The organism is Vibrio sp. Vb1127 (assembly GCF_033338735.1).
In the GTDB taxonomy this organism is placed as follows: domain Bacteria; phylum Pseudomonadota; class Gammaproteobacteria; order Enterobacterales; family Vibrionaceae; genus Vibrio; species Vibrio alginolyticus.
Map to the genome: position 1 here is coordinate 1 of NZ_JAWOTF010000030.1, position 25,981 is coordinate 25,981.

General features: G+C 44.8%; 26 protein-coding genes and 1 riboswitch. Of the genes, 7 read left to right on the forward strand and 19 right to left on the reverse strand.

Translation table 11 applies throughout. From position 1 onward, the window contains the following. Nucleotides 1-513 precede the first annotated feature (513 nt). Nucleotides 514-969, forward strand: coding sequence for an RNA-binding protein (locus tag R7H07_RS21815; protein ID WP_017821270.1), 456 nt, complete (start codon nt 514-516; stop codon nt 967-969). Here R7H07_RS21815 and murI read toward each other — a convergent pair. Genes murI through btuB form a run of 3 tightly spaced genes read right to left on the reverse strand, consistent with a single transcriptional unit; the run spans nt 932 to nt 4,354 of the window. Beyond that, nucleotides 932-1,735 (reverse strand): glutamate racemase, encoded by an 804-nt coding sequence (gene murI / locus R7H07_RS21820; RefSeq protein WP_053809005.1) that lies wholly within the window; start codon nt 1,733-1,735, stop codon nt 932-934. The two genes, R7H07_RS21815 and murI, sit on opposite strands and share 38 nt — an antisense overlap. A 31-nt stretch (nt 1,736-1,766) precedes the next feature. Then, nucleotides 1,767-2,459: an ATPase gene (locus R7H07_RS21825; protein ID WP_065274947.1), complete on the reverse strand. Its 693-nt coding sequence runs from the start codon at nt 2,457-2,459 to the stop codon at nt 1,767-1,769. 59 nt (nt 2,460-2,518) lie between these two features. Next, complete coding sequence (btuB, locus tag R7H07_RS21830; protein ID WP_065274948.1) at nt 2,519-4,354, reverse strand: TonB-dependent vitamin B12 receptor; 1,836 nt, start codon at nt 4,352-4,354, stop codon at nt 2,519-2,521. A 55-nt stretch (nt 4,355-4,409) separates the two neighbouring features. Next, nucleotides 4,410-4,610, reverse strand: a riboswitch (cobalamin riboswitch). 184 nt (nt 4,611-4,794) lie between these two features. Here btuB and trmA point away from each other — a divergent pair. After that, a complete protein-coding gene (trmA, locus tag R7H07_RS21835) occupies nt 4,795-5,904 on the forward strand; it encodes a tRNA (uridine(54)-C5)-methyltransferase TrmA (RefSeq protein ID WP_054702161.1) in 1,110 nt (369 codons plus the stop codon). 66 nt (nt 5,905-5,970) lie between these two features. Here the strand turns inward: trmA and R7H07_RS21840 are convergent, their stop codons facing one another. Both R7H07_RS21840 and fabR read right to left on the reverse strand, forming a co-directional pair. Next, complete coding sequence (locus R7H07_RS21840; RefSeq protein WP_005378634.1) at nt 5,971-6,336, reverse strand: YijD family membrane protein; 366 nt, start codon at nt 6,334-6,336, stop codon at nt 5,971-5,973. Beyond that, nucleotides 6,336-6,977 carry an HTH-type transcriptional repressor FabR gene (gene fabR, locus R7H07_RS21845; protein WP_005378632.1) on the reverse strand — a complete coding sequence of 214 codons (642 nt, stop codon included), beginning with the start codon at nt 6,975-6,977 and terminating at the stop codon, nt 6,336-6,338. Before fabR ends, R7H07_RS21840 begins: the two co-directional genes overlap by 1 nt. 263 nt (nt 6,978-7,240) lie before the next feature. Here fabR and sthA point away from each other — a divergent pair, with 263 nt between their 5' ends. Further along, nucleotides 7,241-8,671 (forward strand): Si-specific NAD(P)(+) transhydrogenase, encoded by a 1,431-nt coding sequence (sthA, locus tag R7H07_RS21850; protein WP_206960053.1) that lies wholly within the window; start codon nt 7,241-7,243, stop codon nt 8,669-8,671. Nucleotides 8,672-8,728: 57 nt separating this feature from the next. Here the strand turns inward: sthA and dinF are convergent, their stop codons facing one another. From dinF to lexA, 3 genes are all read right to left on the reverse strand, one after another. Beyond that, nucleotides 8,729-10,078, reverse strand: coding sequence for an MATE family efflux transporter DinF (dinF, locus tag R7H07_RS21855; RefSeq protein WP_054579651.1), 1,350 nt, complete (start codon nt 10,076-10,078; stop codon nt 8,729-8,731). Nucleotides 10,079-10,133: 55 nt separating this feature from the next. Continuing rightward, nucleotides 10,134-10,928, reverse strand: coding sequence for a class I SAM-dependent methyltransferase (locus R7H07_RS21860; RefSeq protein ID WP_005378679.1), 795 nt, complete (start codon nt 10,926-10,928; stop codon nt 10,134-10,136). Between the two features lie 184 nt (nt 10,929-11,112). Beyond that, the gene (gene lexA / locus R7H07_RS21865) at nt 11,113-11,733 is read right to left on the reverse strand and encodes a transcriptional repressor LexA (protein ID WP_005378682.1); all 621 of its coding nucleotides are present in this window, start codon (nt 11,731-11,733) and stop codon (nt 11,113-11,115) included. 368 nt (nt 11,734-12,101) lie between these two features. Between lexA and plsB the strand changes: the two genes are divergently transcribed. Further along, nucleotides 12,102-14,528, forward strand: coding sequence for a glycerol-3-phosphate 1-O-acyltransferase PlsB (plsB, locus tag R7H07_RS21870; RefSeq protein WP_206960056.1), 2,427 nt, complete (start codon nt 12,102-12,104; stop codon nt 14,526-14,528). Between the two features lie 63 nt (nt 14,529-14,591). Here the strand turns inward: plsB and ubiA are convergent, their stop codons facing one another. Next, nucleotides 14,592-15,446 carry a 4-hydroxybenzoate octaprenyltransferase gene (ubiA, locus tag R7H07_RS21875; RefSeq protein ID WP_206960058.1) on the reverse strand — a complete coding sequence of 285 codons (855 nt, stop codon included), beginning with the start codon at nt 15,444-15,446 and terminating at the stop codon, nt 14,592-14,594. Further along, nucleotides 15,447-15,986, reverse strand: coding sequence for a chorismate lyase (locus tag R7H07_RS21880; RefSeq protein ID WP_005378686.1), 540 nt, complete (start codon nt 15,984-15,986; stop codon nt 15,447-15,449). It abuts the gene before it with no gap. A gap of 161 nt (nt 15,987-16,147) precedes the next feature. On the opposite strand from R7H07_RS21880, the gene R7H07_RS21885 reads away from it, so the two are divergent. Then, nucleotides 16,148-16,558, forward strand: coding sequence for a flagellar basal body-associated protein FliL (locus tag R7H07_RS21885; RefSeq protein WP_005378687.1), 411 nt, complete (start codon nt 16,148-16,150; stop codon nt 16,556-16,558). Between the two features lie 62 nt (nt 16,559-16,620). Here the strand turns inward: R7H07_RS21885 and glpG are convergent, their stop codons facing one another. The 6 genes from glpG to ftsY form a co-directional block, all read right to left on the reverse strand. Next, a complete protein-coding gene (gene glpG / locus R7H07_RS21890) occupies nt 16,621-17,463 on the reverse strand; it encodes a rhomboid family intramembrane serine protease GlpG (RefSeq protein WP_017636076.1) in 843 nt (280 codons plus the stop codon). Further along, on the reverse strand, nt 17,463-17,783 hold the full coding sequence (gene glpE, locus R7H07_RS21895; protein ID WP_005378691.1) for a thiosulfate sulfurtransferase GlpE: 321 nt from the start codon (nt 17,781-17,783) through the stop codon (nt 17,463-17,465). The genes glpG and glpE overlap by 1 nt, the downstream gene beginning before the upstream one ends. Nucleotides 17,784-18,276: 493 nt before the next feature. Beyond that, the gene (gene rpoH, locus R7H07_RS21900) at nt 18,277-19,134 is read right to left on the reverse strand and encodes an RNA polymerase sigma factor RpoH (protein ID WP_005378693.1); all 858 of its coding nucleotides are present in this window, start codon (nt 19,132-19,134) and stop codon (nt 18,277-18,279) included. Between the two features lie 176 nt (nt 19,135-19,310). After that, on the reverse strand, nt 19,311-20,279 hold the full coding sequence (gene ftsX, locus R7H07_RS21905; RefSeq protein ID WP_005378695.1) for a permease-like cell division protein FtsX: 969 nt from the start codon (nt 20,277-20,279) through the stop codon (nt 19,311-19,313). Continuing rightward, nucleotides 20,269-20,943: a cell division ATP-binding protein FtsE gene (ftsE, locus tag R7H07_RS21910; protein WP_005378697.1), complete on the reverse strand. Its 675-nt coding sequence runs from the start codon at nt 20,941-20,943 to the stop codon at nt 20,269-20,271. The genes ftsX and ftsE overlap by 11 nt, the downstream gene beginning before the upstream one ends. A 22-nt stretch (nt 20,944-20,965) precedes the next feature. Further along, nucleotides 20,966-22,192 (reverse strand): signal recognition particle-docking protein FtsY, encoded by a 1,227-nt coding sequence (gene ftsY, locus R7H07_RS21915; RefSeq protein ID WP_005389672.1) that lies wholly within the window; start codon nt 22,190-22,192, stop codon nt 20,966-20,968. A gap of 230 nt (nt 22,193-22,422) precedes the next feature. Between ftsY and rsmD the strand changes: the two genes are divergently transcribed. After that, nucleotides 22,423-23,022, forward strand: a complete 600-nt coding sequence (rsmD, locus tag R7H07_RS21920) for a 16S rRNA (guanine(966)-N(2))-methyltransferase RsmD (RefSeq protein WP_005378702.1) — start codon at nt 22,423-22,425, stop codon at nt 23,020-23,022. Between the two features lie 25 nt (nt 23,023-23,047). Beyond that, on the forward strand, nt 23,048-23,314 hold the full coding sequence (locus R7H07_RS21925) for a DUF1145 domain-containing protein (protein ID WP_206960060.1): 267 nt from the start codon (nt 23,048-23,050) through the stop codon (nt 23,312-23,314). A gap of 56 nt (nt 23,315-23,370) precedes the next feature. Here R7H07_RS21925 and R7H07_RS21930 read toward each other — a convergent pair whose 3' ends face one another. The 3 genes from R7H07_RS21930 to R7H07_RS21940 form a co-directional block, all read right to left on the reverse strand. Next, nucleotides 23,371-23,955: a YhgN family NAAT transporter gene (locus R7H07_RS21930; RefSeq protein WP_005389671.1), complete on the reverse strand. Its 585-nt coding sequence runs from the start codon at nt 23,953-23,955 to the stop codon at nt 23,371-23,373. Nucleotides 23,956-24,061: 106 nt separating this feature from the next. Beyond that, nucleotides 24,062-24,283, reverse strand: a complete 222-nt coding sequence (locus tag R7H07_RS21935; protein WP_005378711.1) for a YecH family metal-binding protein — start codon at nt 24,281-24,283, stop codon at nt 24,062-24,064. Between the two features lie 69 nt (nt 24,284-24,352). Beyond that, nucleotides 24,353-24,973 carry a lysoplasmalogenase gene (locus R7H07_RS21940; protein ID WP_005389670.1) on the reverse strand — a complete coding sequence of 207 codons (621 nt, stop codon included), beginning with the start codon at nt 24,971-24,973 and terminating at the stop codon, nt 24,353-24,355. Between the last annotated feature and the right edge of the window lie 1,008 nt (nt 24,974-25,981).

A 25,981-nucleotide genomic window follows, 5' to 3' on the forward strand; every position in this document is an offset into this window, starting at 1 on the left:
GTAATGTTTGAATTGACTGTGCTGAATCCGAAGATTCAATGGTCACTTCGTTTCATTGAAACCTAATTTGATACCGAAGTATCGAATTGGATTATCATCAACGAGTGCCCACACAGATTGATAGGTTCTTATTTTTAAAGAGCTTTTCTAACATTTTCAGCAACTTAGTTGCTCGTCGTTAGGGGTGCGTATCTTACTTCACACCGTAAGAGAGTCAAGCATTTTTTTCAAATTTCTTTTCTCTCAATTCCGACTCGCTGTGTGACTTTCGTCTCACTCCGTGTCGGTGGATGCGCAGTATAGGGAGTTGAGAAATTAGTACAAGCGTTTTTTGCAAATAAAAAACCAACCGGTCACAAATTATCCAAAAGTGCGATATTTGCATATTTCTTCGTCACATTTGAGACATATCACAGCAATTGGTTGGAAAAACACCAACCATATACGTAAGATTCATGTGTCTATTCTGTTAATGGACAATCGATCTCTTTATCACTATGTGTAGTAATTAAAATGACGTCTAAAAAAAATCTGATTTTATGTGTTGGGCTGGCCATCGTTGGGGGAATCATTTTCTCTCAATTCATCATCCCACCAGCCTTGAGCTTCCTCATTGGTGTTATCGCTACTGCTTTTCTTTTTTCATTTTCTAGCAAAACACCTGTTCTTCAATCTTCGGAGCCTGATCCTTCAACTAAAACGCTGTATGTCGGCAACCTTCCTTATAAGGCCAATGAGAGTCATGTTCGCGATTTGTTTGCTGAATATGGACAGGTCTATGCGGTACGCTTAATGAAAGATAAGCGTACTGGAAAAAGAAGAGGGTTTGGTTTTGTAGTGATGGCTGCGGCAGATGCCAAGCCAGCTATCGCTAAACTTAATGAAAAGGAATATATGGAGAGAACGCTAAAAGTGAGAATTGCGAACGATCCTAAACATCCGGATGGTGGTAAACCTGAACAGGATTAAAACCTAGCTTCTTTAAACAAATGTTCAGTGCATCTTCCTGCCAAGGAGTTGCACTGGCATAAATCGACTTACTTCCCTCTTCTGTATCCTCAATTTCATCACTTAATAGCAATGCTTTTACTCGACGTGCAATCGCTGCGCCTGAATCAATTAAAGTAACGTCCCCACCCAAAGCTTGATGAATCTCCTCTTTGATTAAAGGGAAGTGAGTACAACCGAGCACCGCAACATCGACTTTATCGCGAAGGGGAAGCAGGATATTTGTCAGTTCGTCGAGAGAAACGCTGTTGCCTCGCAACTTCTCTTCGGCCATATCTACCAAGCGAGTTGATCCCACCAGCTCAACTGGTTTGCCTTGCGCAAAGTCCCGTATTAACTCGTGAGTATATTGGCGTGTTACTGTCGCCGGAGTGGCGATCAGCCCTACCCCTTTTGATGCTAAAAGCGATGCGGGTTTAATCGCAGGGACAACACCAACAACGGGAATCGATAAATTTTCGCGTAAGGAAGGAAGCACTATGGTGCTCGCCGTGTTGCAAGCAATGACAACAACGTCGACTTGGTGTTCTTCGACTAATGAAGAGACCAGTTGGTTAACTCGTGAAATGAGTACAGCCTGATCGAGTTCACCATAAGGGTAAGCCTGATTATCGAATAAGTATAAGTAGTCTAACTGGGGCAATAGGCGATGTATCTCTTGGAATACAGAAAGACCACCAACACCAGAGTCAAAAACTAGGACTTTTTTCTTACTTGCTACTCGCACGAGTCTTACCTAAAGAACAGAAACGTTGCGATCATACTGCGTAGATTTGTTTTGGCAATGCTTTAGCATGGTATCTTTGATGGCTGAATCTATCTCCAGATTCTACATCTCGCTTCGTCAACTCGATATGTCCTTGAAAAGATGGCGAAGACGTAACCAATGTGTGAAATTCACCATTTTCCCCACAGGGATCAATTTGACTTGGTAATGACTCTATTAGGGCTTTGTCATACCAGCTACCACACCACTCTGGAGGGAGAACTCTTCCGTCGATGGTGATTAACATCGTTTGAATACCACGCTCTATGATTTCCATCGCTAGTTTTTCGCTGCTCTCCCCTAATAGAGGAAAGACGCATTCCCAGCCAACAGGTTCAATATAGCTGCGTCGGTAATCGGCAATGCCATTGCAAAACATATCACCAAATGCGACAGCTTCTATGTTCAGACCACTACTTTGTAATGCATTAACGATGGTTGATTGATAAATTTCGTTACTCGGAAAGACTTCAGGCAGTTCGATAGTAATGAGCGGAAGCGCAAGCAAGTCTGCTTGCATTTGTACAACCTCAAGCGGAGTTGCTTGAAAAGGGACTTCTTTTCCTACGTAAGTCGTGTACAAACCGACAACTTGATAATTTGGATTCTCGTTAAGGCGCTCAAGCGTTAATGTCGAATCTTTACCGCTGGACCAACTGATCACCACTCGCTTGGGTTTCTTCATTCGATTTTCCACCACAAAATATTAAAAACCGCCCGAAGGCGGTTTGTGCTCATTCACGATTAGAATTCGTAGCCAACGTTGATATAGTACGCTCGCTCTGCAGCAGGGTAACCTTTTGCCATCTCATACTCTTCATCAAGTAGATTATCGATACGAGCACTAATAGAGGTCGACTCATTCGGATAGTAAGTCACTGCCGTATCAACCAACGAGTAAGAAGAAAGCGTAATATCTTGTGAAGGCCAAGTGCTGTAATCCACATCTGGACGCTTACCGACGTACTGATAGCTAACCGACCAATCCACTTTATCGAAGCTCACTAAAGCATTCCACTTATACATTTCTTTAGCGCGACGCTGCAACTGATGCCCTTTATCGTCTTCAGCATCTTTGTAATCTGCACTCAACTGGTGCTGCACAATCCCTGTATCAAACTCAGCAACAAGCTCCACACCTTGGATATGTGTTTCACCATCGACATTCAAATATTTGTATGTGGTTGGATGGTAATCGATAAGATTCGTGATTTTATAGTCATAACCCGTTACGGACCAAAAAACGCCTTGGACATCACCGCTGAATGCTAGCTCCCAAGCATCTGACTCTTCCGGCTTAAGATCTTTCTCACCGTATGTTGGGTCATACTGTTGATATAGGTTTGGAGCCTTAAACGCAGTACCAAAAGAAGCTTTAACCCCAAACTCTGGCACAAACTGGTAACCAGCCGCTAAGCTGTAAGTGAAATCACTACCGTATTCTTCGTTATCATCAAGGCGAGCACTGCCCTCAAGCATTGCTTTATCAATACTGGTGGTTGCCATACCAAACAGAGCGCCATTGGTACGATCAAACGTTTTATTCGCACTCTTGTCTTTATAAGACTCATTACGCCAGTCAATACCACCAGCAAACGTCGTATTGTTGTTTAGCAAGTAACTGTTGGTCCACTGGACATTTTGCTGCTCAAGTTCATCTTCAGTACCTGAGTGTTTGCCTTTTGCTTGCTCATAGTTCCAAGACTTCTGTTTCTGTGCTGTTACTTGTAGTTCTGACATCACATTATCAGACTGATACTTACCGCCCAGAGTGACAGAAAGATCGTCTTTTTCTGCTTCGTAGTAACCGCGACTGCCGTAGCTGCTGTCATATTGATAAACATTTTCGTAAGCACGCAGGTTACCAAATGCAGACCACTGGTCATTGAAGTTATGCACGTAACCTAGCAGACCATTCTTTGTATCAAAGCCATGGCGATCACCGTCATTAACTCCCGGTACAGGACGAACGTTATAACCATCATCACTTTCACTACCAAGCGCGATATTTAGCTGGCCGCTCTCTGTGACTTTAATACCAGATGCCACACTCAATTCTTGATAATCTAAACTACCTAAACCCGCACTTAACTTCGTTCCTTCTTCGTCAGCACGCGCAATGGTGATGATATTGATCACGCCACCAATCGCTTCTGAGCCATAAAGTGACGCACGCGCACCACGCACGTACTCAATACGTTGAACGTAAGTAAGTGGGATTTGGTTAAAGTCCACAGCGCCCTTCGCTGCTCGTGCAAAACGTACGCCATCAACCAGTACTAAAACTTGGTCGGAACTGGTTCCACGAACAAATAAAGACGCTAACTGACCACGACCACCATTTTGTGAAACTTGAATTCCGGTAAGGCGACGCAATACATCTGGTAGGGTTTTCGCTTGAATGCGATCGATGTCTTGTCGAGTAACTACTTCGACATCTGCCAACGTACGGCTTTCGGCTTGCTCAAAACGGTTTGCAGTAACAACGATGGTTTCGTCAGTGGAGGTTTCTTGGGCCTGTAGATAAGAGACAGGTGAAAGCAGCGATGCCAAAGTTATCGCCAGTGCGGATTTTCTCATTGTATTGTCCTAAATCGCGTAATTCCTTCCGAGCCCTGTCATCATGACAGTCCAGTGCTGTGGCTCAGTTGTTGGCAGGTATTCGGACTCAAGAGCACGGGTTTACCGCCTACTTGCTCGACTTCCCACATAAACTAATGCAGTGTCTGATGAGCGTTCGTTCTCTTTTACCGCTGCGCGTCAGTTCTGGATTCACACCAGATTCCCATTTCAGCCATCTAGATTGCTAGATAGCACCAACTTGAGGCAAATATTATTCAGCTATTGATTATTTGTCCAGCCAATATTGCCCTTAGAAGTTGTAACGTCTTGATTGATTTTGCTTTCTACTCTGCCTGTACGCACTATCTTTAAATCAATTCCAGTACAAAACTGGACATCCTATTGAGATTGAATAAAATCTGCGCTCTTAAATTGAATGCACCATAAAAGGTAAGATCATGGCTACTCTTGATGTAAACCCACAACGCTACCAAGAACAACTGGCTGAAAAAGTCGAACGTCTCACTGATATGTTCGCGCCATACAACGTGCCAGAACTGGAAGTGTTTGAATCACCAGAGCAGCACTACCGTATGCGTGCTGAGTTCCGTGTTTGGCATGAAGGCGAAGATCTTTACTACATCATGTTCAACCAAGAAACTCGTGAGAAGTACCGTGTTGACCAATTCCCTGCAGCAAGCCGTCTGATCAACGACCTGATGCCGCTATTGGTTGAAGCGATGAAAGACAACGACTCACTACGTCGTAAACTGTTCCAAGTGGATTTCCTATCGACGCTAAGTGGTGAGATTCTGGTCTCACTCCTTTACCATCGCCAACTTGATGAAGAGTGGATTGAAAACGCGAAAGCCCTTAAACAGCGTTTAAATGATGAAGGCTTTAACCTAAACATCATTGGTCGCGCTCGTAAGATGAAGATTGTCCTAGACCGAGACTACGTTATCGAGAAGCTCGATGTAAATGGTCAAAGCTACATCTACCAACAAGTAGAGAACAGCTTCACTCAGCCGAACGGCAAAGTCGCAGAGAAGATGCTGGAATGGGCGGTCGACTGTACCCAAGAAAGCACTGGCGACCTACTAGAGCTTTACTGTGGTAACGGTAACTTCTCGCTGGCGTTGGCACAGAATTTCGACCGCGTACTGGCAACTGAGCTAGCGAAGCCATCTGTGGTATCTGCACAGTACAACATCGCCGCCAATAAGATTGATAACGTACAAATCTTACGTCTATCAGCAGAGGAATTTACTCAAGCGATCGAAGGTAAGCGTGAATTCCGTCGTCTACAAGATGCAGGTGTAGATCTGGAGAGCTACAACTGCAACACGATTTTTGTCGATCCACCACGTGCTGGGATGGATGTCGATACTTGTAAGATGGTGCAAGGTTACGAGCGCATCATGTACATCTCTTGTAACCCTGAGACTCTAAAAGAGAACTTGGACATTCTATGCGAAACACACAACGTGACGCGTTTTGCTCTGTTTGACCAATTCCCTTATACCCACCATATGGAAGCGGGCGTGCTATTGGAACGCAAAGCGTAACCCACTGCGTCAAATACAAAAAAAGCGAGCTCAATGGCTCGCTTTTTTGTATTTGATTCGTTTTGCTTATTCCGCAGAAGTCTTCTTGCTGACAAAACCTAACTTCTTACCAATCCATGCGAGTAAGATCATTGAAACCATGATCGCAAAGAAGTTTGAGCCTGCTTCTGGGTATTGCGCCTTAATAAACGCAGAGTGGCCAAACGCACCTACGAAGAAACACGCCAAGCCAACTAATGGGATATCTTCTGATACCGGATTATTTAGGTACTCTTGGTAAAGAGCTTGTACAGCCAGTACGAGTGCAATCAATGGGAAGATTGAAAAAGACACTTCACTCATGGTCAACCATGACAACAAAGCATCACCACACATACCTGCAACCAGTGCCAAAATCAGCGTTTTCTTTTCAGATTTATTTCCATTCGACATTATTCTATCCCGCCTTTTAATCGGTTACGTTCACGTTCTTTGCGATACCAATAGGCCCCTTTGGCTATCATTCGCAATTGCATGATCAATCGCTCGGCGAGTTCATCGCGCTCACGTCGATCTAAATCTAAAGCTTCAGCTCCCGAACTGAAAACCAAAGTCACAGACGCTTCTGCTTGAGTATACGCCTCTTCTCTGGTCACGCCGGTGCTCATTAAATACTCGGTTAATTCTGCCGCAAAATGCTGGATTTCTCGAGCAACAGCGGTACGAAATTCAGCAGAAGTGCCGGAGCGCTCACGCAACAACAAACGAAAAACGTTCGGACTACTTTCAATGAATTCCATAAAGGTTTCGACCGAGGTACGAATTACGCTACCTTCTTTCACAATACGTTGACGCGCCTGACGCATCAGTTGACGTAGTAGCAAACCGCCTTCATCAACCATGGTTAAGCCTAGCTCATCCATATCTTTGAAGTGGCGGTAAAAAGAAGTCGGTGCAATCCCTGCCTCTCGGGCGACTTCTCGCAAGCTAAGGCTGGAAAAGCTGCGATCCGCACTTAATTGACTAAATGCCGCATCGATCAATGATCGACGTGTCTTCTCTTTTTGCTGTGCGCGGATTCCCATCGATTTCATTCTTAACTTGCTCTTTTTCTGTAGGGTACAAGAGCCTCAATATAACGCAATTTGCTCCTACGGAGAAAGATATGTTGCTTCGCTCGCTCTGAGCGCCGAGAACGTTACTATTGGCATGCATCTAATTGCAATGTTCTCGATGCAATTTATAGACATACAACATACCAAATCACCCTTTTGGTCGATTCTGCGTGATCACTTCCACTCTCTAACAGGCATGACGTGTACCAATAGAGTAAATGAGTTAAAATCGCGCTAAAGCAATGTTAAGCAAATATAACAAGGAAGGCATCATGGCGCATGTTAATCACTATGACGTGATCGTAATCGGTAGTGGCCCTGGCGGAGAAGGGGCTGCAATGGGATTAACCAAAGCGGGACTGAATGTTGCCATTGTCGAGAAAGAAAGCAGTGTCGGCGGCGGTTGTACTCACTGGGGAACTATTCCATCTAAAGCACTGCGTCATGCCGTTAGCCGCATCATCGAATTTAATAGCAACCCGCTATTTTGTCGAAACAACACCAGCGTTCATGCAACATTTTCTGACATTTTAGGTCATGCTAAATCGGTCATTGATAAGCAAACTCGACTTCGTCAGGGCTTTTATGACCGTAACTCATGCACACTTTTGTTCGGAACCGCGCGATTTATCGATAACTACTCAATTGCAGTGATGCAAAGCGACGGTACAGAAGAAATCTATTCTGCAGATAAGTTTGTCATCGCGACGGGTTCTCGTCCGTATCAGCCTAACGACGTAGATTTCTTGCATGAGCGCATCTACGACAGTGATTCCATTTTGAGCCTGAAACACGACCCTCGCCATATCATCATTTACGGTGCGGGCGTTATCGGTTGTGAATACGCTTCTATCTTCCGCGGCCTTGGAGTGAAAACCGACCTTATCAATACCCGAGACCGCTTGTTGGAGTTTTTGGATAATGAAGTGTCAGATGCGCTGTCTTACCACTTCTGGAACAGCGGTGTAGTAATTCGTAATGATGAGACCTATGAAAAAATCGAAGGCACAGAAGATGGCGTGATTATTCACCTACAATCTGGCAAGAAGATGAAGGCAGACTGCTTGTTGTATGCGAATGGTCGAACAGGTAACACCGATAAGTTGAATTTGGGTGCAGTGGGTCTGGAAGCGGACTCTCGCGGACAACTAAAAGTAAACCGTAACTACCAAACCGATATTGAGCACATTTACGCTGTAGGCGATGTCATCGGTTACCCTAGCCTTGCAAGCGCCGCTTATGACCAAGGGCGATTTGTCGCACAAGCCATTACGAGAGGTCAGGCAGAAAACTATCTGATTGATGACATTCCAACAGGTATCTACACCATCCCAGAGATTAGCTCTGTGGGTAAAACCGAGCAAGAGCTAACAGCTGCGAAAGTACCGTATGAAGTAGGACGCTCTTCGTTCAAGCATCTAGCTCGTGCACAGATCGCAGGAAAAGACATCGGTAGCTTGAAGATATTGTTCCATCGTGAAACCAAAGAAATTTTAGGGATTCACTGTTTTGGCGAACGTGCCGCGGAAATTATCCACATCGGTCAAGCCATTATGGAGCAAAAAGGCTCAGCGAATACCATCGAGTATTTCGTCAATACCACCTTCAACTATCCAACAATGGCCGAAGCGTATCGTGTCGCTGCGTTGAATGGTTTGAACCGCTTGTTCTAATCTATGCTTCTTGATAGCAGACAGAAAAACAGCAGGCTTGGACCTGCTGTTTTTATATCAACATTGTGCGAGGAAGGTATCCTTGTGCCATTGATAGAGAAAGATAACCCCTAAACCAATACCCCGCATCAACATAAAGCTCGTCATTGCAAACCACAGCGCGTGATTTTCCCACTCGGCGAATAAGTAAAAGACAACGAAGAAACTGCTGGTCGCGACAAACATACTATTGCGCATGTCTTTGCCTTTGGTTGCACCGACAAAAATGCCATCCAATAGAAAGCACCACATCGACGCAAGTGGCATCACCACCAGCCAAGGTAGATACACCGCTGCTTGCTGTTGTACCACCTCAATTGAAGTGATCATGGCGATCAACTGCGATCCCGCCAAACCAAAGAGCGCGGTCAGTCCTAAGCAAATAACCAAACTCCAAAAGAAAGTGCCGACAAGCGATGCACTCAATTGTTGCCTATCTTTGGCACCAATCGCCTTCCCGACCATGGCCTCCATTGCATAAGCAAAGCCATCCATGCCATACGAGATAATCATCAGGAAGCTCATCAGAACCGCATTTGCAGCGACAACCTCATCACCAAAGCTCGCACCTTGGAACGTCATAAAGCTAAAAGCCGCTTGCAGACACAAAGAGCGTAAGAAAATATCACGATTCAATTTCACGAATCGCCCTAAACCGTGTTGAGTGCTGGTTAGCAACTTTTGAGGTGATGGTAATTGCCTCTCTCGCCAGGTTTTCCAGACACACATGAGACCAAAACCCATGCCTGAGTAGTCAGCAATCACCGATGCCAGTGCAGCGCCTTCTACTTTCCACCCCAAACCAATCACAAACAACAAATCGAGGACAATATTCGTCACGTTAGTGATGATCACCATCCACATTGGTGCTTTGGAATTTTGCGTTCCGAGCAACCATCCCAACAACACAAAGTTCATTAGCGCAGCGGGGGCACTCCACACTCGGATAGAGAAATATTGCATGCCGTAGTGCTTCACTTCAGCACTGGCGTCACTCCAGCCAAAGATCAAATCAGCAATCGGGTTATGGGCAATAAGGAAGACTAACGCAAACAGCAGCGCCATAAGTGAGCCTTGCATGAACACTAAGGCAAGTTGCTTTCGGTCTTCACCGCCATAGGACTGCGCCGCCAACCCAGTAGTCGACATACGCAAAAAACCAAGCAGCCAAAATGTCACGCTGATCATGGTACTGCCCAACGCAACACCGCCCAAATACCAAGCGTGGTCTAGATGACCAATCACCGCAGCATCGACCAAACCGAGCAATGGAACAGTAATATTCGACAGCACCATAGGTATAGCTAAAGCTAAGACTTGGCGATGAACTTTTGGGTTAGATAAAGGAGAGAAGATTGAATTTGTCACAGGCACCTCATCAGTAAGATCGACGAGTGTACCTGAGCGCTTAACGACTAGCCAATTACCACTTGATATGAACGAGTACTGGCGTGAGGCGATGCTTCAACATTGGAATCTTATTAAGCCAACGCTGCCAAGCTTTCCAACGAGAACAGAATCTATCGAATGGCGAGAAAGCTTTCACCCACTGTGCCCATGGTAACCATTGCAATATCTGTGCTGCAGGCGCTTCAAAGCCATGAGCATAACGATCAGAGCCAAGCTTTTGTCCCCACTTGGTTTCCGTTAAATCTCCTGCCAGCACCATACACAGTTCAGCAGAAACAAAATGTCGACCTAAGGTTTGAATAAATTTCGCGACTTGACGCTCTGTGCAATCGAGCAGTGCCATTTCACATAAAATGAGTACCGGTGCTTGCTCTGGAATGGCTAACGTCTCTAGCCACGACATTTCATCCACACTGCCACAGCGATGTTCATAACGTTCATTTTTGTGGAACAAACGCTGACGCCATACCAAATTTTCCGTCACATCCAGCTCTATCCAATGGCAGCGTCCATTATCCAAACGATAAAAGCGGGTATCCAACCCCGCTCCAACATTGATTATCCAAGCATCGGGATACTGCTGTAAGAAGTGACTAACCTGCTGGTCACAAAGCTGAGTCAGCGTCACGTGCAGCAATTGCTTCTGCGCAATATCACCACTCAAACAATCCGGCGCCATCTTACAGCTCAAACACGCTTTAGCAGCTATCGGATCGTACACCAAGCCATTGTCGACCATGCTTTCACGGCTACGCAATAACAGTGGCTTTAATAAATGGTTAGGAACTTGATGTTTAGACTGAGACATGGGCATTTCCTGCGCCAGAGAGAAAACATAGACATTAATAAAGATGATAATGAATATCAATTACATTATCAAGCTTATAAATTGGTCAAAACAAACAAGGTCAAGATGATGAGCAAGCTTTTGGAGGAAGTAGAAAAAGAGAAAAGACAAAACAGCCCAGATCAACTGGGCTGCTTAAATACATTTACATCCAATCGGTATTACGAATAATACCAACGGCTAAGCCTTCAATCGTAAGGTGCTGAGACGTTAAGTCCACTTGGATTGGGGCAAACTCTTCATTCTCAGCATGCAGTAATATGGTTGAACCTTTGCGCTCCAAACGCTTCACAGTCACATCATCATCAACACGCGCAACGACAACTTGACCGTCTCTCACGTCTTGGGTTTTATGCACCGCGAGCAAATCGCCATCCATAATCCCGATGTCTTTCATACTCTCGCCATTTACACGAAGTAAGAAATCCGCTTGCGGTTTGAACATCGCAGGATCGACTTGGTAGTGCGCCTCTACGTGCTCTTGAGCCAGAATTGGCTCACCCGCTGCGACTTGACCAATCAAAGGCAAACCCTGCTCATCATTGGCTGCGTCTTCAAGCAGGATACGAATCCCACGAGAAGCGCCTGGAATAATTTCAATTGCTTGCTTACGAGCAAGCGCTTTTAGGTGTTCCTCTGCGGCATTCGCAGAGCGGAAGCCAAGCTCACGCGCAATCTCTGCACGAGTTGGTGGCATTCCGGTGTCATCGATTTTACTTTTGATCAAATCGAAGACTTGTTGTTGGCGTGGCGTTAACGGCTTCATGTCTCACCTGTCTTTTTATACAGTTAACTGTGAGTATATCCAGTAAATGCTCAAATGAAAACCCAATTGGTTGTTTTTTAATTTATTTGTGGGGAGCTTTCAGCTTACCGATTAAGTTCATTCTTTATTCGTTTAAAACACCGACTTTTCAGTTAATCAAGTCAAAGCAATAACTTAGGGGTTCGACTAATTTACAGCCAATAAAATTAAAAGGTTTGACCAGTTTCTGGTATCCTTGCAGCGCTTAAATTTTATCGCCTAGGCTTATTTCTATTGCCGTACTCATCTCTTTTTATAGAGAAGACATGCAAAGCGGAAACTGAAATAAGGTTAGGCCTGTTTGAATACCTATTGAGGCTGTGAACTTTATGTCTTCTGGACAATCATTTTCACGTTCATTACTAAAACTACCTTTATCGGTACTGGTAAAGGGCACCGCAATCCCGTCGAACCCGATTGAAGATCTGAACATCGACCTAACTAAACCGATTGTATATGCCCTGCCGTTCCGCTCGAACGTGGATTTGCTGACACTGCAAAAACAAGCCATGAGCCTTGGTCTACCCGACCCGCTCAGCCCGCTGGAAATCAATGGCAAAACGCTGAACCGTTTCGTCTTTATCGCTGCGCGTCCAACTGTGATGAACAACGATAATGATGTCCCAACCGATTCTGTTTCTCTGTTCACTGACTTACTGGAACTGCACAAGCTGGATAGTGAGTTGGATGTTCAAATGATCCCTGCAACCGTGCTTTGGGGTCGTAAGCCAGGTAAAGAAGAGAACCAAAAGCCTTACCTTCAACCGATGAATGGTCCGCAAAAAGCCAAAGCAGTAATGGCGGCGGGACGCGACTGCTTAGTTCGCTTTAGTCCCGTGGTATCTCTGCGTTATATGGCAGACTCTCACGGTACCGACAGCGCAATTGCGCACAAACTGGCTCGCGTGGCGCGTATCCACTTCTCACGCCAGAAACTGGCTGCTTCAGGCCCAAACCTGCCACAACGCCAAGTGTTGTTTGCTCGTTTACTAAAATCTCCAGCTATTGAACTGGCGATTGCTGACGAAGCCAAGAGCAAAAACATCTCGATTGATAAGGCACGTAAAGAAGCCCACGACATCATGGATGAAATCGCTGCCGACTTCTCCTATAGTCTGGTGAAAAACGGCGACCGCATCCTGAGTTGGTTATGGACAAGACTATACCAAGGTTTGCACATCAATAACGCCTCGACTGTGCGTCGTTTAGCGCAAGACGGCCACGAAATTGTGTACGTTCCGTGTCACCGTAGTCACATGGACTACCTGCTGTTGTCTTATGTTTTATACCATGAAGGCATGGTGCCTCCGCACATTGCGGCAGGCATTAACTTGAACTTCTTCCCGGCCGGTCCGCTTTTCCGTCGTGGTGGGGCGTTCTTTATTCGTCGTAGTTTTAAAGGCAACAAACTGTACTCAACCATTTTCCGTGAGTATCTAGCTGAGCTGTTTGCCAAAGGCTATTCAGTCGAGTACTTCAGTGAGGGTGGTCGTTCACGTACAGGTCGCTTACTGCAAGCGAAAACGGGTATGCTGGCTATGACCATCCAAGCAATGCTACGTGGTTTAAACCGCCCAGTAACGCTAGTGCCGGTCTACATCGGCTACGAGCACGTAATGGAAGTGGGCACTTACGCGAAAGAGCTGCGTGGCAAACGCAAAGAGAAAGAAAACGCAGGGCTTGTACTGCGTACTCTGCGTAAACTGCGTAACTTTGGTTTGGGCTATGTGAACTTCGGTGAGCCAATTCAGCTCAACCAATACTTGAACGAGCATGCTCCTGAGTGGACGAAAGACATCGACAGCATGGGTGGTAACAAACCACAATGGATGAATCCTGTGGTGAACGACCTCGCTAATAAGATGATGACGCACATCAATGATGCGGCGGCGGCAAACGCGTTGACCTTGTGTGCAACCGCACTGCTTGCTTCTCGTCAACGTGCACTTTCTCGTGACTCGCTGATCAACCAGATCGAGTGTTACTTAAAGCTACTCAAAAATAATCCGTACTCAAGCACCTCCACTATCCCTACCGAAAGTGCTGAGGAGTTGGTCGATCATGCAATTTCGCTTGATAAGTTCGTGATTGAAACCGATAGCATGGGTGACATCATTTCGCTGGACCGTAGCCAATCGATCCTGATGACTTACTATCGCAACAACATCATTCACTTGTTCGCTCTGCCGTCATTAATTGCCCAAATGCTCATTCGTCAGCGCAACCTTTCGGTAGCCAAGATTCAAGCGAATGTCGCGCAAGTCTACCCATTCTTGAAGAAAGAGCTGTTCTTAAGTTACCAAGAAGACGAGTTAGATGAATTGGTCGTTAAAACACTGCATGAATTTGCCGATCAGAAAATGATTAGTCTGGATGGTGATAAGCTAGAGATCAATCAGTCGAACAACCAGCCTTTGGTTCTGTTAGGTCGCACGATAACTGAAACGCTGCAACGCTACTCTATCGCGATGAACTTGCTTGTTGCTTACCCTGAACTCGGTAAATCGGACCTAGAGCAGAAGAGCCAAGATATTGCTCAGCGCCTAGGGCGTTTGCACGGTATTAATGCGCCAGAATTCTTCGATAAAGGTGTGTTTACCGCGATGTTCAATACGCTCAAACAGCAAAAATACCTCGATAACGATGGTAACTGTGACACGAAGAAAACGCAGCAATTTGCACGACTACTGTTCACTCTGCTTTATCCAGAAGTGAAACTGACGATCGAAGAGAGTATTCACCAACTTCGGTCGTAACCGTTTTATCTTCTTTCAATAAGAAAAAGGCATCCAATCGGATGCCTTTTTCTATTTCTTCGCTTACCAAAATGCGACCAGTAACCCTATCGCTATCACCATGCCAACATAATTGTTGTTAAGGAAAGCCTTAAAGCACAACTCACGCTCACGGTGACGAATTAAGTGCTGCTGATAAACAAACAACGACGCTGCAATCAAAAGGGTCCAGTAGTAACTTTGTCCCAATTGGTAGAACTGTCCTAACCAAACCAACATCGCGAGTGTAATCAGTTGCAACACACCAATAATAAGCTTGTCATGACGACCAAACAGAATTGCCGTCGATTTAATGCCAATCTTTAGATCATCATCTCGGTCTACCATCGCATATTGAGTGTCGTACGCAATGGTCCACAAAGCGTTAATGAGGAACAAAAACCAAACAATCAATGGTAATTCCCCAGTTTGTGCAGCCCACGCCATTGGAATCGCCCAGCTAAAAGCCAAGCCTAAAAATAGCTGTGGAATATGAGTGTAACGCTTCATAAATGGATAGATGAACGCCAACACAATGCCAGCGAAGGATAGCTGAATCGTCAGCGGGTTCATGATCAGCACTAACAAAAACGAGCTGATACCCAAAACCAAAAATAATCCAATCGCTTCTTTTGCTGTCACTTTCCCTGATGGCAGTGGACGTTGCTTAGTACGCTTTACATGGCCGTCGACTTTGCGATCTGCAAAATCATTAATCACGCACCCCGCACTACGCATTAGGAATACCCCCAATACAAACACGATGAATACATCCCAACTCGGCATCCCTTGGGCTGAGATAATTAGCGCCCAAATCGTTGGCCACATCAGTAACAGTGAACCAATCGGGCGATCCATGCGCATCAGTTGCCAATATGCTTTGGCTTTTTCTGCGGACATTTACACTGTCTCCTTAGCGTAAACTGGTGAATTAGATAAGAATAACTCGGCGACTAGCATCGGTTTGTGATTCATCCACAACCTTGAGCGTCGCGCTAACAAACGTCCTTCTGGTACGGCTACCCATCCCATTTGTAAAGAGTCTCGCTCAACGTTATCTGCGCTGAACACTGTTAATCCTAATGGGATATCCCCTTGTTGAGCCAAATCATACTGCTGATCAACTAAGGTTGAGCGAGGAATCAATGTCCGCCCAATAACCCAGTTATTATTGTCACCGCACAAAATTACCTCTCTCAGTAAGCAATCTTGTTCGGACAATAACTGGCTTTCGTCCTGTTTTAATGTCGCTGCAGTGACGATCTGATTTTGTAGCAATTCTACCGTTAACGCTTGGCAGTGCTGTTTTAAACGACGTGACAAAGACCCTTGCTCTTCAAGCCAGTGCTTGGCAAATTCATTTGGAAATTCGAATTCTTCGGGGTTTTGCCACTCTACTTCCAATAAAGAAGCAAGATAGAGTGATGTTGGCTGATTCATACTAGTATTCAATTGGAGGCTTTATGCGTACAATAAAGCAACAACTTACCGTCCATAGTAATGTATGTAACCGTAAGTTCCGTTATTTGTTATAGACGGCCCATTGTATCAAGACTGAAGCGATTCGAATATCGCGATCCAGAGAAAGAAAAGTTAGAAATATGTACAAACGTTATATAGCCCAAATTATTTTTGCGTTAACCATACTATTCGCCGCACCAAGTTGGGCTGAAACGGAAGAAGCTGGACCTAAGTTGGCATACTTTACCCTAGAGCCTGACCTCACTACTAACTTTTACACCAAAGGCAAAAAGTTAGGTTATGTGCAAGTGCGCATCGACATCATGGTAATGAGTCAACAAGATTTATCAGTTGTTGAGCATCACCAACCTTTGATTCGCGATGCAGTGATTGAATTATTGGGTAAGCAAACAGAAGATACGATTAAGTCCCTGTCTGGCCGAGAAGATCTGCGCAAAACCTTAGTGACGACCCTCAACGAAACGCTTTTGCCTGAAACAGGTAAAACCATCATTGCCGATTTGTTGTTTACAAAATACCTTTATCAATAAACCCAAATCCGTTTTGAACATAAAAAAGACCGCTCTTGAGCGGTCTTTTCATTTCATCTGCTTTAGGCTTGCTGTTGGTATTTCATCTTGCCTGAATCAAACAGCGCAATCGCCATCCCCGACAGTAGCCCAACTAAGTGAGCGGTGTTTGCAATCGCCATAAATGGCTGCACAAAACCAAGAACTAACCATACCAACATAAAGACGATGATTGGCTTGGGTAGCGTAAGGCCTAAATGTGGCAAGCGGTAACCCAATATCCACAAATAACCAAGCAGTGCATAGACCACACCAGACAAGCCGCCGAAGTTAGCCCCTTCAACATAGAACTGGCCTGCCCCTGAAAGCGCTGCCGACACCACAAAGAGTTGCAATAGCTTACCGGAACCGAGACGACGTTCGATGTCGCCCCCCAACTGCCACCACCATAGTAAGTTAAACACGATGTGAGTTACTGAAAAGTGCAGTAACGCATGACTTAGCCATCGCCACACTTGCCATTGTTGCCCCTCAAAAGCCGGGAAGTGCAACAACTTAAACACGCCATTGCCAAAGCCAAACATTTGTAACAAGTAGATGATGATACAGACTGTCATGATCAGCAAAGTCATGGGGCCAGCTTTCGCTTTGACCATGCTCATGATACTCGGGCTGGAATAATGAAATGTGCTCTTACGAGTATCGGCAACGTCCCACGAGGCGGCGCTGTATTTTGAATCAGACGGGTTAGCAAGGAACAGCTTAAGTTCGGCTTCCGCTTCTATTTCATGCTGGCTATCAGTCAGCCACAGCGCAAATTGCCCATCCCCTTCAGGCATCATTTCGATGTCAATTTGGCGAGAGGCCATATAATCAATAAAGGCTTGCGCCATACGTGGATTATTTAACGTTACCAATCTCTTCATTAACTTCTCACTATCGGTAGTTCTGCTCGATGCCAGGCTTCAAAGCCACCATCTACACTGTACACCTGTTCAAAGCCTTGGTTAACTAAATATTGCGCCGCACCTTGGCTACTAATGCCGTGGTAACACATCACCAGAATAGGTTGTTCGAACTCCACTTCATCCATAAACGCAACGATCGTATCGTTAGTTAAATGATACGCGGACTCCGCATGCGCAACGGCAAACGATTGAGGGTCACGGATATCTACAAGCTTCGCATCACCCTGCTCGAGCAGCGCTTGCGCACCTTGTACATCGATATGCTTAAACTGATCCATTTACTTTCTCATTGTCTTATTAATATACCCAAGCAACCTCGAACCTAACGTACTAATCAGCACCCGTGGTACAGCATAAAATCCATATTTGAAGCTGCTTGGGTATACTGCCGCTATTGTAACCTATCCAACGGCAAACTTAGACACATGGATAATCAGGTTTTCCAAAAGTGTACACATTCCAACCATTTGTGGATAAAGCTGTGAATTGCGTTGATAAAGTGTATTTGGATCTTTTGATCCACAATATGTAGTGATGATCCTGATCTAACTGTGTGTATATCTATAACTATCCCCAGATGGAAAAGTGCTTGAATCCCTTATTTTGTCCGGGTTTCGAACAGTTGATAAATAATTACTTCACAGAGTTATACACAGGCAGCACATAAAATCCGGATCGCAAACGCTATCGATTTTCGATCGACAATAAAAAAGCCGAGATCACATGATCTCGGCTTTCTATGAAAATCTTACTTTCAATTAGCAGTGGAAATTAAAATTCACCCACGGCCAATTTTAGTTTCTTCATTGCATTTTTTTCTAGCTGGCGAATACGCTCGGCGGAAACACCGAACTCATCAGCTAAGTCTTGCAATGTTGCTTTCTCATCATCTAACCAACGAGAACGCACGATGCGCTGACTACGCTCATCCAAACTCGCTAATGCATGACCCAAGCGATTGTTGGTATGCATTTCCCAGTTGGCGGCTTCAATGTTGTCGGCCACATCAGACGATTTGTCTTCTAGGTATAGCATCGGCGCTGTGTAAGCGTTTGAACTGTCGTCTTCATCAGTTGGCATATCAAAGGTTGAATCCACCGCCGCTAAGCGTGATTCCATCTCGCGAACTTCAGAAGGCTCAACACCTAACTCGCGCGCAACGGTTTCCACTTCACCGTTGTTAAACCAACCCAAGCGCTTTTTCGACTTACGCAGGTTGAAGAACAATTTACGTTGCGCTTTAGTGGTCGCAATTTTCACGATACGCCAGTTACGTAGCACGTATTCGTGGATCTCTGCTTTGATCCAGTGGACAGCGAAAGAAACCAAGCGAACCCCTACTTCTGGGTTAAAACGCTTAACGGCTTTCATTAGACCGATGTTACCCTCTTGCACAAGATCCGCCATTGGCAAACCGTAGCCAGAGTAACCACGAGCAACGTGAACAACGAATCGTAGGTGCGAAAGAATTAGACCTTTTGCAGCCTCAATCTCACCTTTATAGTGTAATCGTTCTGCCAGCTCACGCTCTTCGTCTGCAGTCAGCATTGGGTAGCTGTTTACTGAGCGAATATAGCTATCAAGGCTATCTTGCGTGACTAGAGCCATCGGATACGCTTCTTTTGTCATTCAATTCCTCATCAATCTCTGATCTGGAGCATTACATTGCAATTTAGCTTCGATATCTTGAACTCAAAATGAACAAGTTTCAAGAAGGGGAAGCAATTATCCATAAACATTTGGTCTAAGCAAGGGTTCAAAATTAGCTAGTGCTAATAAAATCCAAGTAATAAGACCGCCATCACTTAAACTGGTTCAATTTCTTTTAAATGTCGTTGCGCAGAAAAGCGCGCCGCAATACATCCCAAAAGACTCCCAATGATGATTAGTAACAAAGATTCATCCCAACTTAGACCAATCAGGCGGAACTGGCTATCGTACAACGCAGCAAGGTCTTCCACCGCACTATTCATGACAATGGTCACTAAAGCCGTTACCAACCACGCAATAGTGGCACCTAACACGCCAAACCACATACCTGTGTACAAGTAAGGGCGCAGAATGAAACTGTCCGTCGCACCGATCAGTTTCATGGTTTGAATCTCTTCTTTATTCGCCAGCACATTAAATCGCAATGTATTGCCAACGATTAAAAATACCGCACCGAGCATCAGCACTGTCAGGGTAATGACAATAATACTCGCGAGAGTTTTGATTGCATCAAGACGCGCCAGCCAGTCTTCGTCAAGTCTCACGTCGGTCACATCTTGTTGCTCTCGAACGTCTTTGGCTAATGACTGAATATCACTTTTTAGCTCCGAATCTGGCGTAATCACCAACACACCAGGAAGCGCATAGCCACTTAAAAGACTGATAGCTTGGTCGAACCCTGCATATTGGCTTAAATCAGATAGACCTTGTTGCGGTGAAATATATTCTACCTCTTTTACCAAAGGCCAAGTTTCAATTTGATCTTTGAGAACCATCACTCGCGCATCCGGCATGCCTTCAACTAAGTAAGCACTAACTTGTGAAGGAGAAGCGACATCTTCCGCTGCCCCTGCAACGTTTTTCCCCAATAGATACAAACAAGCTGGCATGGCAAGTGCCATGGAGATGACCGCTAGGGTCAGAATGTTGCCTAGTGGTCGTTGCCATAAGGCGCTAAAAGAGGATTTAGCTTGTTTTGCGTGGACAGAGAAAAAACCATCGGTATTCGCACGCTTGGCACTGCGGCCTTTCCCCTTCTTTTGGGAGTGCTTGTTACCTGCCATAGTCTTCTACCTCACTTAGGAAGCCTTGGTTCAATTCAAAATGACGATACTGTGGGCGAGTGTTTACTAACCCCACATCGTGCGTGGCAAGTAAGATTGTCACGCCCGCACGGTTAAATTCTTCGAATAGACGCAACACACGGTTGGATAATTCTGGGTCAAGGTTACCCGTAGGCTCATCAGCCACCAGCAACGTTGGTCGATTAACCACAGCACGGGCAATACCGACGCGCTGTTGCTCACCACCAGAAAGTTGACTAGGTAGACAACGAGCTTTATCGAGTAAGCCCGTTTTATCTAACGCCGCAGAAACACGGCGTTTGATTTCGTTTTCAGAAATCGATTCGATACGCATTGGCAGAGCGACATTGTCGTACACACTGCGATCCATCAATAGGCGATGATCTTGAAAAACAATCCCAATATTGCGGCGCAAAAAAGGGATGTCTTTGCCTGGAATACGCGTGATGTCGTGGCCATTAAAATGGATTTTGCCATCGGTTGGTCGCTCTATCGCGCAGATCAATTTCAGCAAGGTACTTTTACCAGCCCCGGAATGTCCGCCTAAAAACGCCATTTCACCGCGCCTCAGGTGAAAATCGACTTTTTGCAGTGCTTGTCGACCACCTCGGTAAGCTTTGCTTACTTGCTGAAATTTGATCACCGTTGATTTCCTCTAACTCTTTTTATTCTTCACGACTAAACAGTGCGTCAATAAACTCTTGAGTTTCAAATGGACGCAAGTCTTCGATACCTTCACCCACACCAATGTAACGAATTGGAATACCGAACTGATCAGCGATAGCGAAAATTACGCCGCCCTTGGCTGTACCATCCAGCTTAGTCAAAGTAATCCCGGTTAGAGGGGCAACATCACTGAAAAGTTTCGCTTGGCTAATGGCATTTTGTCCTGTACCTGCGTCAAGCGTTAGCATGATCTCATGTGGTGCAGAGTCATCAATTTTCTTCATCACACGTACAATCTTACGCAGCTCTTCCATTAGGTTCGCTTTGTTCTGTAGACGACCTGCTGTATCAGCAATCACCACATCCACACCACGTGCTTTTGCCGCTTCAATCGCATCATAGATAACAGAGGCACTGTCTGCGCCAGTATGTTGAGCAATCACAGGAACATTATTACGTTCACCCCACACTTGTAGCTGCTCAACCGCTGCGGCACGGAAAGTATCTCCCGCTGCAAGCATCACTTTTTTGCCTTGAGTTTGGAACTGCTTGGCAAGCTTACCGATGGTCGTGGTTTTACCCACGCCATTTACACCCACCATCAAGATGACGTAAGGCGTTTTGTTGCTATCGATTTCTAGTGGCTGTTCGACTTTAGAAAGAATCTCAGCCATTTCTTCTTTCAACAAACCATAAAGGGCTTCGCCGTCTTTCAGATCGCCACGTGTGGCTTTTTCTGTCAGGTTGTTGATAATTTTTGTTGTGGTATTCATGCCCACATCAGCAATAAGCAGTTGCTCTTCTAGCTCTTCAAATAAGTCTTCATCGATTTTCTTACCGCTGAACAGACCGAAGAAGCCAGCACCAATATTTGCTTTTGTTCGGCTTAGGCTGCGTTTAAGACGAGCAAAAAAGCTTTCTGTTGGCTTTTCTTGTTCTTGAACACGAGGCGCGGCCGATACGACTTCTGGCTCCTCTGCTTCTGCTTCTGCTTCTGCTTCTGCTTCTGCTTCTGCTTCTGCTGGGGCAGCCTCTGATTGTTTCTCTTCTTCTTCAAGTTCTGGCGTTGCTTCCGCTTGCTCAGCAACCGCTTCGGTTTGCTGCTCTTCAGAAGGCGCTTCCACTGCTTCTTCTTTTACTGTTTCTTCAGTTTTTGGTTTTGGGCTTTGTTCTTCGTCACCAAAACCTAGCCACGAAAGTAATCCGCGCTTCTTTTTTTCCGTCATCTGGGGCTATCCTAGATTGTTCTTTTATCTATTAATGACTCTTTTTTGACAAGATTATTATCTGTCTAAAAAAGGCTAATGACAAAGTTCTGAAAACTTTCCGATTAGGTAATTCTAATCTTATTAGTGTTACACTCTGTCATCTTGAATATTCTGGGCTGTATCCAAGCTCCAAGCTCATTGCTTGGGCGATTAGATATAGTATCACTTTATTAGCGGTCAAAAAATCTATGGTAAGACGTCGCCAGCAAAACTCATCACAAAAAAAGCCAACAACGGGCTTTGTTCGCATTATTAGTGGCTTATGGAGAGGCAGAAAACTTCCTGTACACGATGCTGAAGGCTTACGCCCCACGACCGATCGCGTCAAAGAAACGCTGTTTAACTGGTTAGCTCAAGATGTACCACAGGCAAAATGTCTCGACTTGTTTGCTGGCTCTGGCGGCTTGGGATTTGAGTCAGCTTCGCGCCAAGCAGAGCAAGTGACCATGGTTGAGCTAAACCCACAAGCTTTCCAACAGTTACAAAAGAATGTTGCCTCTCTTAACGCGAACAACATCCAAGTGGTAAATACCGACGCACTGAGTTTTTTGAAGCAACCGGGTTCTGCTCACCATGTGGTGTTTATTGACCCACCGTTTCGCAAAGGTCTATTGGATGAGACCGTGGCTCTGCTAGAACAAAATGGCTGGCTCGCGGAAGATGCGATGATTTATATTGAAACAGAAAAAGAACTCAATATTGCCGACTTACCAGAAAACTGGCAATTACATCGAGAAAAAACAGCAGGCCAAGTGAGCTATCGTCTGTACGAACGTACCTCCGCATAACGCCTCGATTTAAAAGGATACTTAAATGAAAGCACTAATTATGCTGGCCAAAGCGGCTATCGCCTTTGTTTGGTTAGTATTAATCCTAAATATTTTTATGCCCTTCCCCGGCAATGCCGCGATTGCGCTATACATCATGACCGCTTTTTTGTTCATCATGCACGGTTTACAAATGGCCATCTTCATTGGTGCATTTGGCGACAAAATAAAAATGAGCAATTGGGAAAAATATTCAATCCTGATTTTTGGTATTTTTGCCCTACTCGATATTCGTCGTAAACACATGATGTAATCGCTCAGATACGAAAAAGCCGCTCTTGTGAGCGGCTTTTTTCTGCGTTTCGTTCGTCACCCAATGTAACTTTTTACACCATCTAAGAACATTTGAGTGGAGATCATCACCAGTAACAAGCCCATTAAGCGTTCTACCGCCTTCAAGCCACGTTCACCCAACAAGCGATTAAAGAAGCCATAAAACATCAGTATAAAAAATGTTGCGCCCCACGCAATTACGACTGATGCTGACATTTCCAACATTTTCTCTGGATGTTGCGAAGACAGTAAAAGCAAGGCTGCAATCACTGAAGGGCCCGCGATCATAGGAATGGCCATCGGAACAATAAAGGGCTCCTCGCCTGCTGCCAGTCCAGTGATGCTGCCAGCACTCGGGAAAATCATCTTAATCGCAATAATGAAGAGAATAATGCCACCTGAAATGCTGAGCGTTTCTGGCTGGACATGCAAAAAACTTAAGATGCTTTGTCCTGCAAACAGAAACAGCATCAAGATCAGTAAGGCAAACAGTAGTTCACGAATCAATACCTTACGACGACGCTTGGGATCGATATGTTTGAGAATAGACAACACAATCGGCAAGTTACCGAGGGGGTCCATGATTAGAAACAGCATGGTCGCTGCAGAAAGAATGTCCATATTCTGGCCTCACCTAAAAAATGGCGGCCAGTGTATAGCAAACTGACAACATGAGTATATGACTGAGGGCGAAAACACCATAGTCACCCTCGATCTTAGCCGCCGTTTAGTGATTGCAAACTCGCGCCATATTGACCACAAACTTACCTTCAAGCTCACGAATTTTGTCGCGCTTGAGCAAAAATGCTAGTAATGCATCTAAGTCTAGATCATTCAGTTTACAGGTGTGAAAGCGAACGCTAGCACCAAAGTGCTGTGTGAGGGCTTCGCGATCCATTGGTGTTTCTCTAAGTAGGTTTAGCAGCTCGTGAGCATGGATTTCACTCATTATTGACTCCAGTTATTAAGAACAATGCGTTCAGTTTACTGAAATCCTCAAGAGCTGCTTTGACTTAAATTAGTAAATGATTGAGGCAACAATGAGGGCATGAGCAAAAAAGTAACTGCCACTCACCCACAAATAGGCGTGTTTCATCGGTTTTCGATAACCGTGTATCGCGTATGCCAGCGCCGAATAGATCAGAACTAAGGTTCCGCTAAAACCGATAGCATTGGCGTAACTCGGCACTTGTAACCAAACTTCACCGGCTGCCCAAGCAAGTTGAACCAGCATCATCCCCATGATCACAACAGGGAATACCAGAGAGTCGAGTTGAGGTAGCAACAAAAAGAACGCTACGATACTCGCTGCAAGCAGCAGGGCCAACAGCCACCAGACAATCTCACCATTAAGCTGCACCCAAAATGACTTGCTGTAGCATACCTGGGCAACCAGATAAGCCGTAAAATAGATTAGCTTACGAGTTTTAAACGAGTGCAGCGTATCTGCCACCATAGACACAATAAGCCCACCCGCAATCCAGTAGGTATATGTTGCGGATGCACCTTGAGTTAACACCAACACAAGAAGAAGTAGCAGAGTAAAGATTTTAAACACGAGGGATTGTGTCGGGTTAGCTTGCTTTGCTCCCAACACGGAATACACACCTGATAGCCCTATCGCCAGCCAACTCCACATGCAGTATACACCTTTTACTTAAACTCGCCGCTAGTCTAGGTAGACCAGTTTTGATGTAAAGACGCAATCTACGAAAGTTGGATCTCGCTAGCGATTCGAAACATTTTGTAACCCTCAGCCTACGTAATAATAAAGCCGATGAGCCTGAATGATGCCACTAAACATTGGGGCCAAGCTTTGCTCATCAGCCGAACCCATCAAATCACACGACACAATAACCAACGCTTTCTAAAACTATTTAACTGAAAAACAGATAAGTGCTCCAGGTAAGCCGCTACTTCACAAACTGACGATTAAACCACCAGGATGTATGTAATGCAGGCAACAAGAATAAATAACAGACACAAAATAGAAAATAGTCTTAGTAGCGCCCTAAGAGAGGAAAAACTACTGATGACTAGGGGTAAAAACTAAGAAAACCGACCTTAATTCAGTAAAAAAAACATCAGACAAGAAAAGTAAGTCAATGATAAATAAAACCATAATTTCAATAACAGATAAAAGTGCGGACTTCATAAACCATAAAATCACTAAACACTTTTGAAGCCCATATTTTCTCATAAGGTAAGAAAATCTCACTCCATGCTTTCGATTTGACGATGCAACCTCATAGCACATTTTTTAATTTTCTCAATTTTTGAGAAATACAGACAAAATAAACACCCAACATACCATTCGAAACAAAAAACAATTACAAAGCCAACATCACAAACCATTTAACATTATAAAATCATACACTTAAAACAAAAAAGGATAGAAATAAAACAATGTGAACACTTTAAATACAGCACAAAAAACATAGTTTCATTAGTCAGAATCACGTAAAACCAGACAAGTTAAGTGTGGTTTTTGAAAAGATTAACGAGCATATGTTGATCAAACCCCAAAAACAGTGCTATATTAAATTCATCGAGTTCATCAAAGATTAAGGGGTAGTGTTATGATTTCATCTTCTCAAAAACAAGGGCTGGTTATGATTGCAGTGGTTGTGGGTTTAATGACACTGCC

What these genes read in the sequence shown, in the direction of transcription:
- R7H07_RS21825 (WP_065274947.1), bottom strand. Translation starts at nt 2,459, where the DNA reads ATGAAGAAACCCAAGCGAGTGGTGATCAGTTGGTCCAGCGGTAAAGAT.
- trmA (WP_054702161.1), top strand. Translation starts at nt 4,795, where the DNA reads ATGGCTACTCTTGATGTAAACCCACAACGCTACCAAGAACAACTGGCT.
- R7H07_RS21930 (WP_005389671.1), bottom strand. Translation starts at nt 23,955, where the DNA reads ATGGACATTCTTTCTGCAGCGACCATGCTGTTTCTAATCATGGACCCC.
- R7H07_RS21940 (WP_005389670.1), bottom strand. Translation starts at nt 24,973, where the DNA reads ATGTGGAGTTGGCTGGCGATAGGGCTATCAGGTGTGTATTCCGTGTTG.
- lexA (WP_005378682.1), bottom strand. Translation starts at nt 11,733, where the DNA reads ATGAAGCCGTTAACGCCACGCCAACAACAAGTCTTCGATTTGATCAAA.
- R7H07_RS21885 (WP_005378687.1), top strand. Translation starts at nt 16,148, where the DNA reads ATGTACAAACGTTATATAGCCCAAATTATTTTTGCGTTAACCATACTA.
- glpG (WP_017636076.1), bottom strand. Translation starts at nt 17,463, where the DNA reads ATGAAGAGATTGGTAACGTTAAATAATCCACGTATGGCGCAAGCCTTT.
- btuB (WP_065274948.1), bottom strand. Translation starts at nt 4,354, where the DNA reads ATGAGAAAATCCGCACTGGCGATAACTTTGGCATCGCTGCTTTCACCT.
- fabR (WP_005378632.1), bottom strand. Translation starts at nt 6,977, where the DNA reads ATGAAATCGATGGGAATCCGCGCACAGCAAAAAGAGAAGACACGTCGA.
- glpE (WP_005378691.1), bottom strand. Translation starts at nt 17,783, where the DNA reads ATGGATCAGTTTAAGCATATCGATGTACAAGGTGCGCAAGCGCTGCTC.
- rpoH (WP_005378693.1), bottom strand. Translation starts at nt 19,134, where the DNA reads ATGACAAAAGAAGCGTATCCGATGGCTCTAGTCACGCAAGATAGCCTT.
- R7H07_RS21925 (WP_206960060.1), top strand. Translation starts at nt 23,048, where the DNA reads ATGAAAGCACTAATTATGCTGGCCAAAGCGGCTATCGCCTTTGTTTGG.
- R7H07_RS21840 (WP_005378634.1), bottom strand. Translation starts at nt 6,336, where the DNA reads ATGTCGAATGGAAATAAATCTGAAAAGAAAACGCTGATTTTGGCACTG.
- R7H07_RS21935 (WP_005378711.1), bottom strand. Translation starts at nt 24,283, where the DNA reads ATGAGTGAAATCCATGCTCACGAGCTGCTAAACCTACTTAGAGAAACA.
- ftsY (WP_005389672.1), bottom strand. Translation starts at nt 22,192, where the DNA reads ATGACGGAAAAAAAGAAGCGCGGATTACTTTCGTGGCTAGGTTTTGGT.
- sthA (WP_206960053.1), top strand. Translation starts at nt 7,241, where the DNA reads ATGTTAAGCAAATATAACAAGGAAGGCATCATGGCGCATGTTAATCAC.
- R7H07_RS21860 (WP_005378679.1), bottom strand. Translation starts at nt 10,928, where the DNA reads ATGTCTCAGTCTAAACATCAAGTTCCTAACCATTTATTAAAGCCACTG.
- ftsX (WP_005378695.1), bottom strand. Translation starts at nt 20,279, where the DNA reads ATGGCAGGTAACAAGCACTCCCAAAAGAAGGGGAAAGGCCGCAGTGCC.
- R7H07_RS21815 (WP_017821270.1), top strand. Translation starts at nt 514, where the DNA reads ATGACGTCTAAAAAAAATCTGATTTTATGTGTTGGGCTGGCCATCGTT.
- plsB (WP_206960056.1), top strand. Translation starts at nt 12,102, where the DNA reads ATGTCTTCTGGACAATCATTTTCACGTTCATTACTAAAACTACCTTTA.
- rsmD (WP_005378702.1), top strand. Translation starts at nt 22,423, where the DNA reads ATGGTAAGACGTCGCCAGCAAAACTCATCACAAAAAAAGCCAACAACG.
- R7H07_RS21880 (WP_005378686.1), bottom strand. Translation starts at nt 15,986, where the DNA reads ATGAATCAGCCAACATCACTCTATCTTGCTTCTTTATTGGAAGTAGAG.
- ubiA (WP_206960058.1), bottom strand. Translation starts at nt 15,446, where the DNA reads ATGTCCGCAGAAAAAGCCAAAGCATATTGGCAACTGATGCGCATGGAT.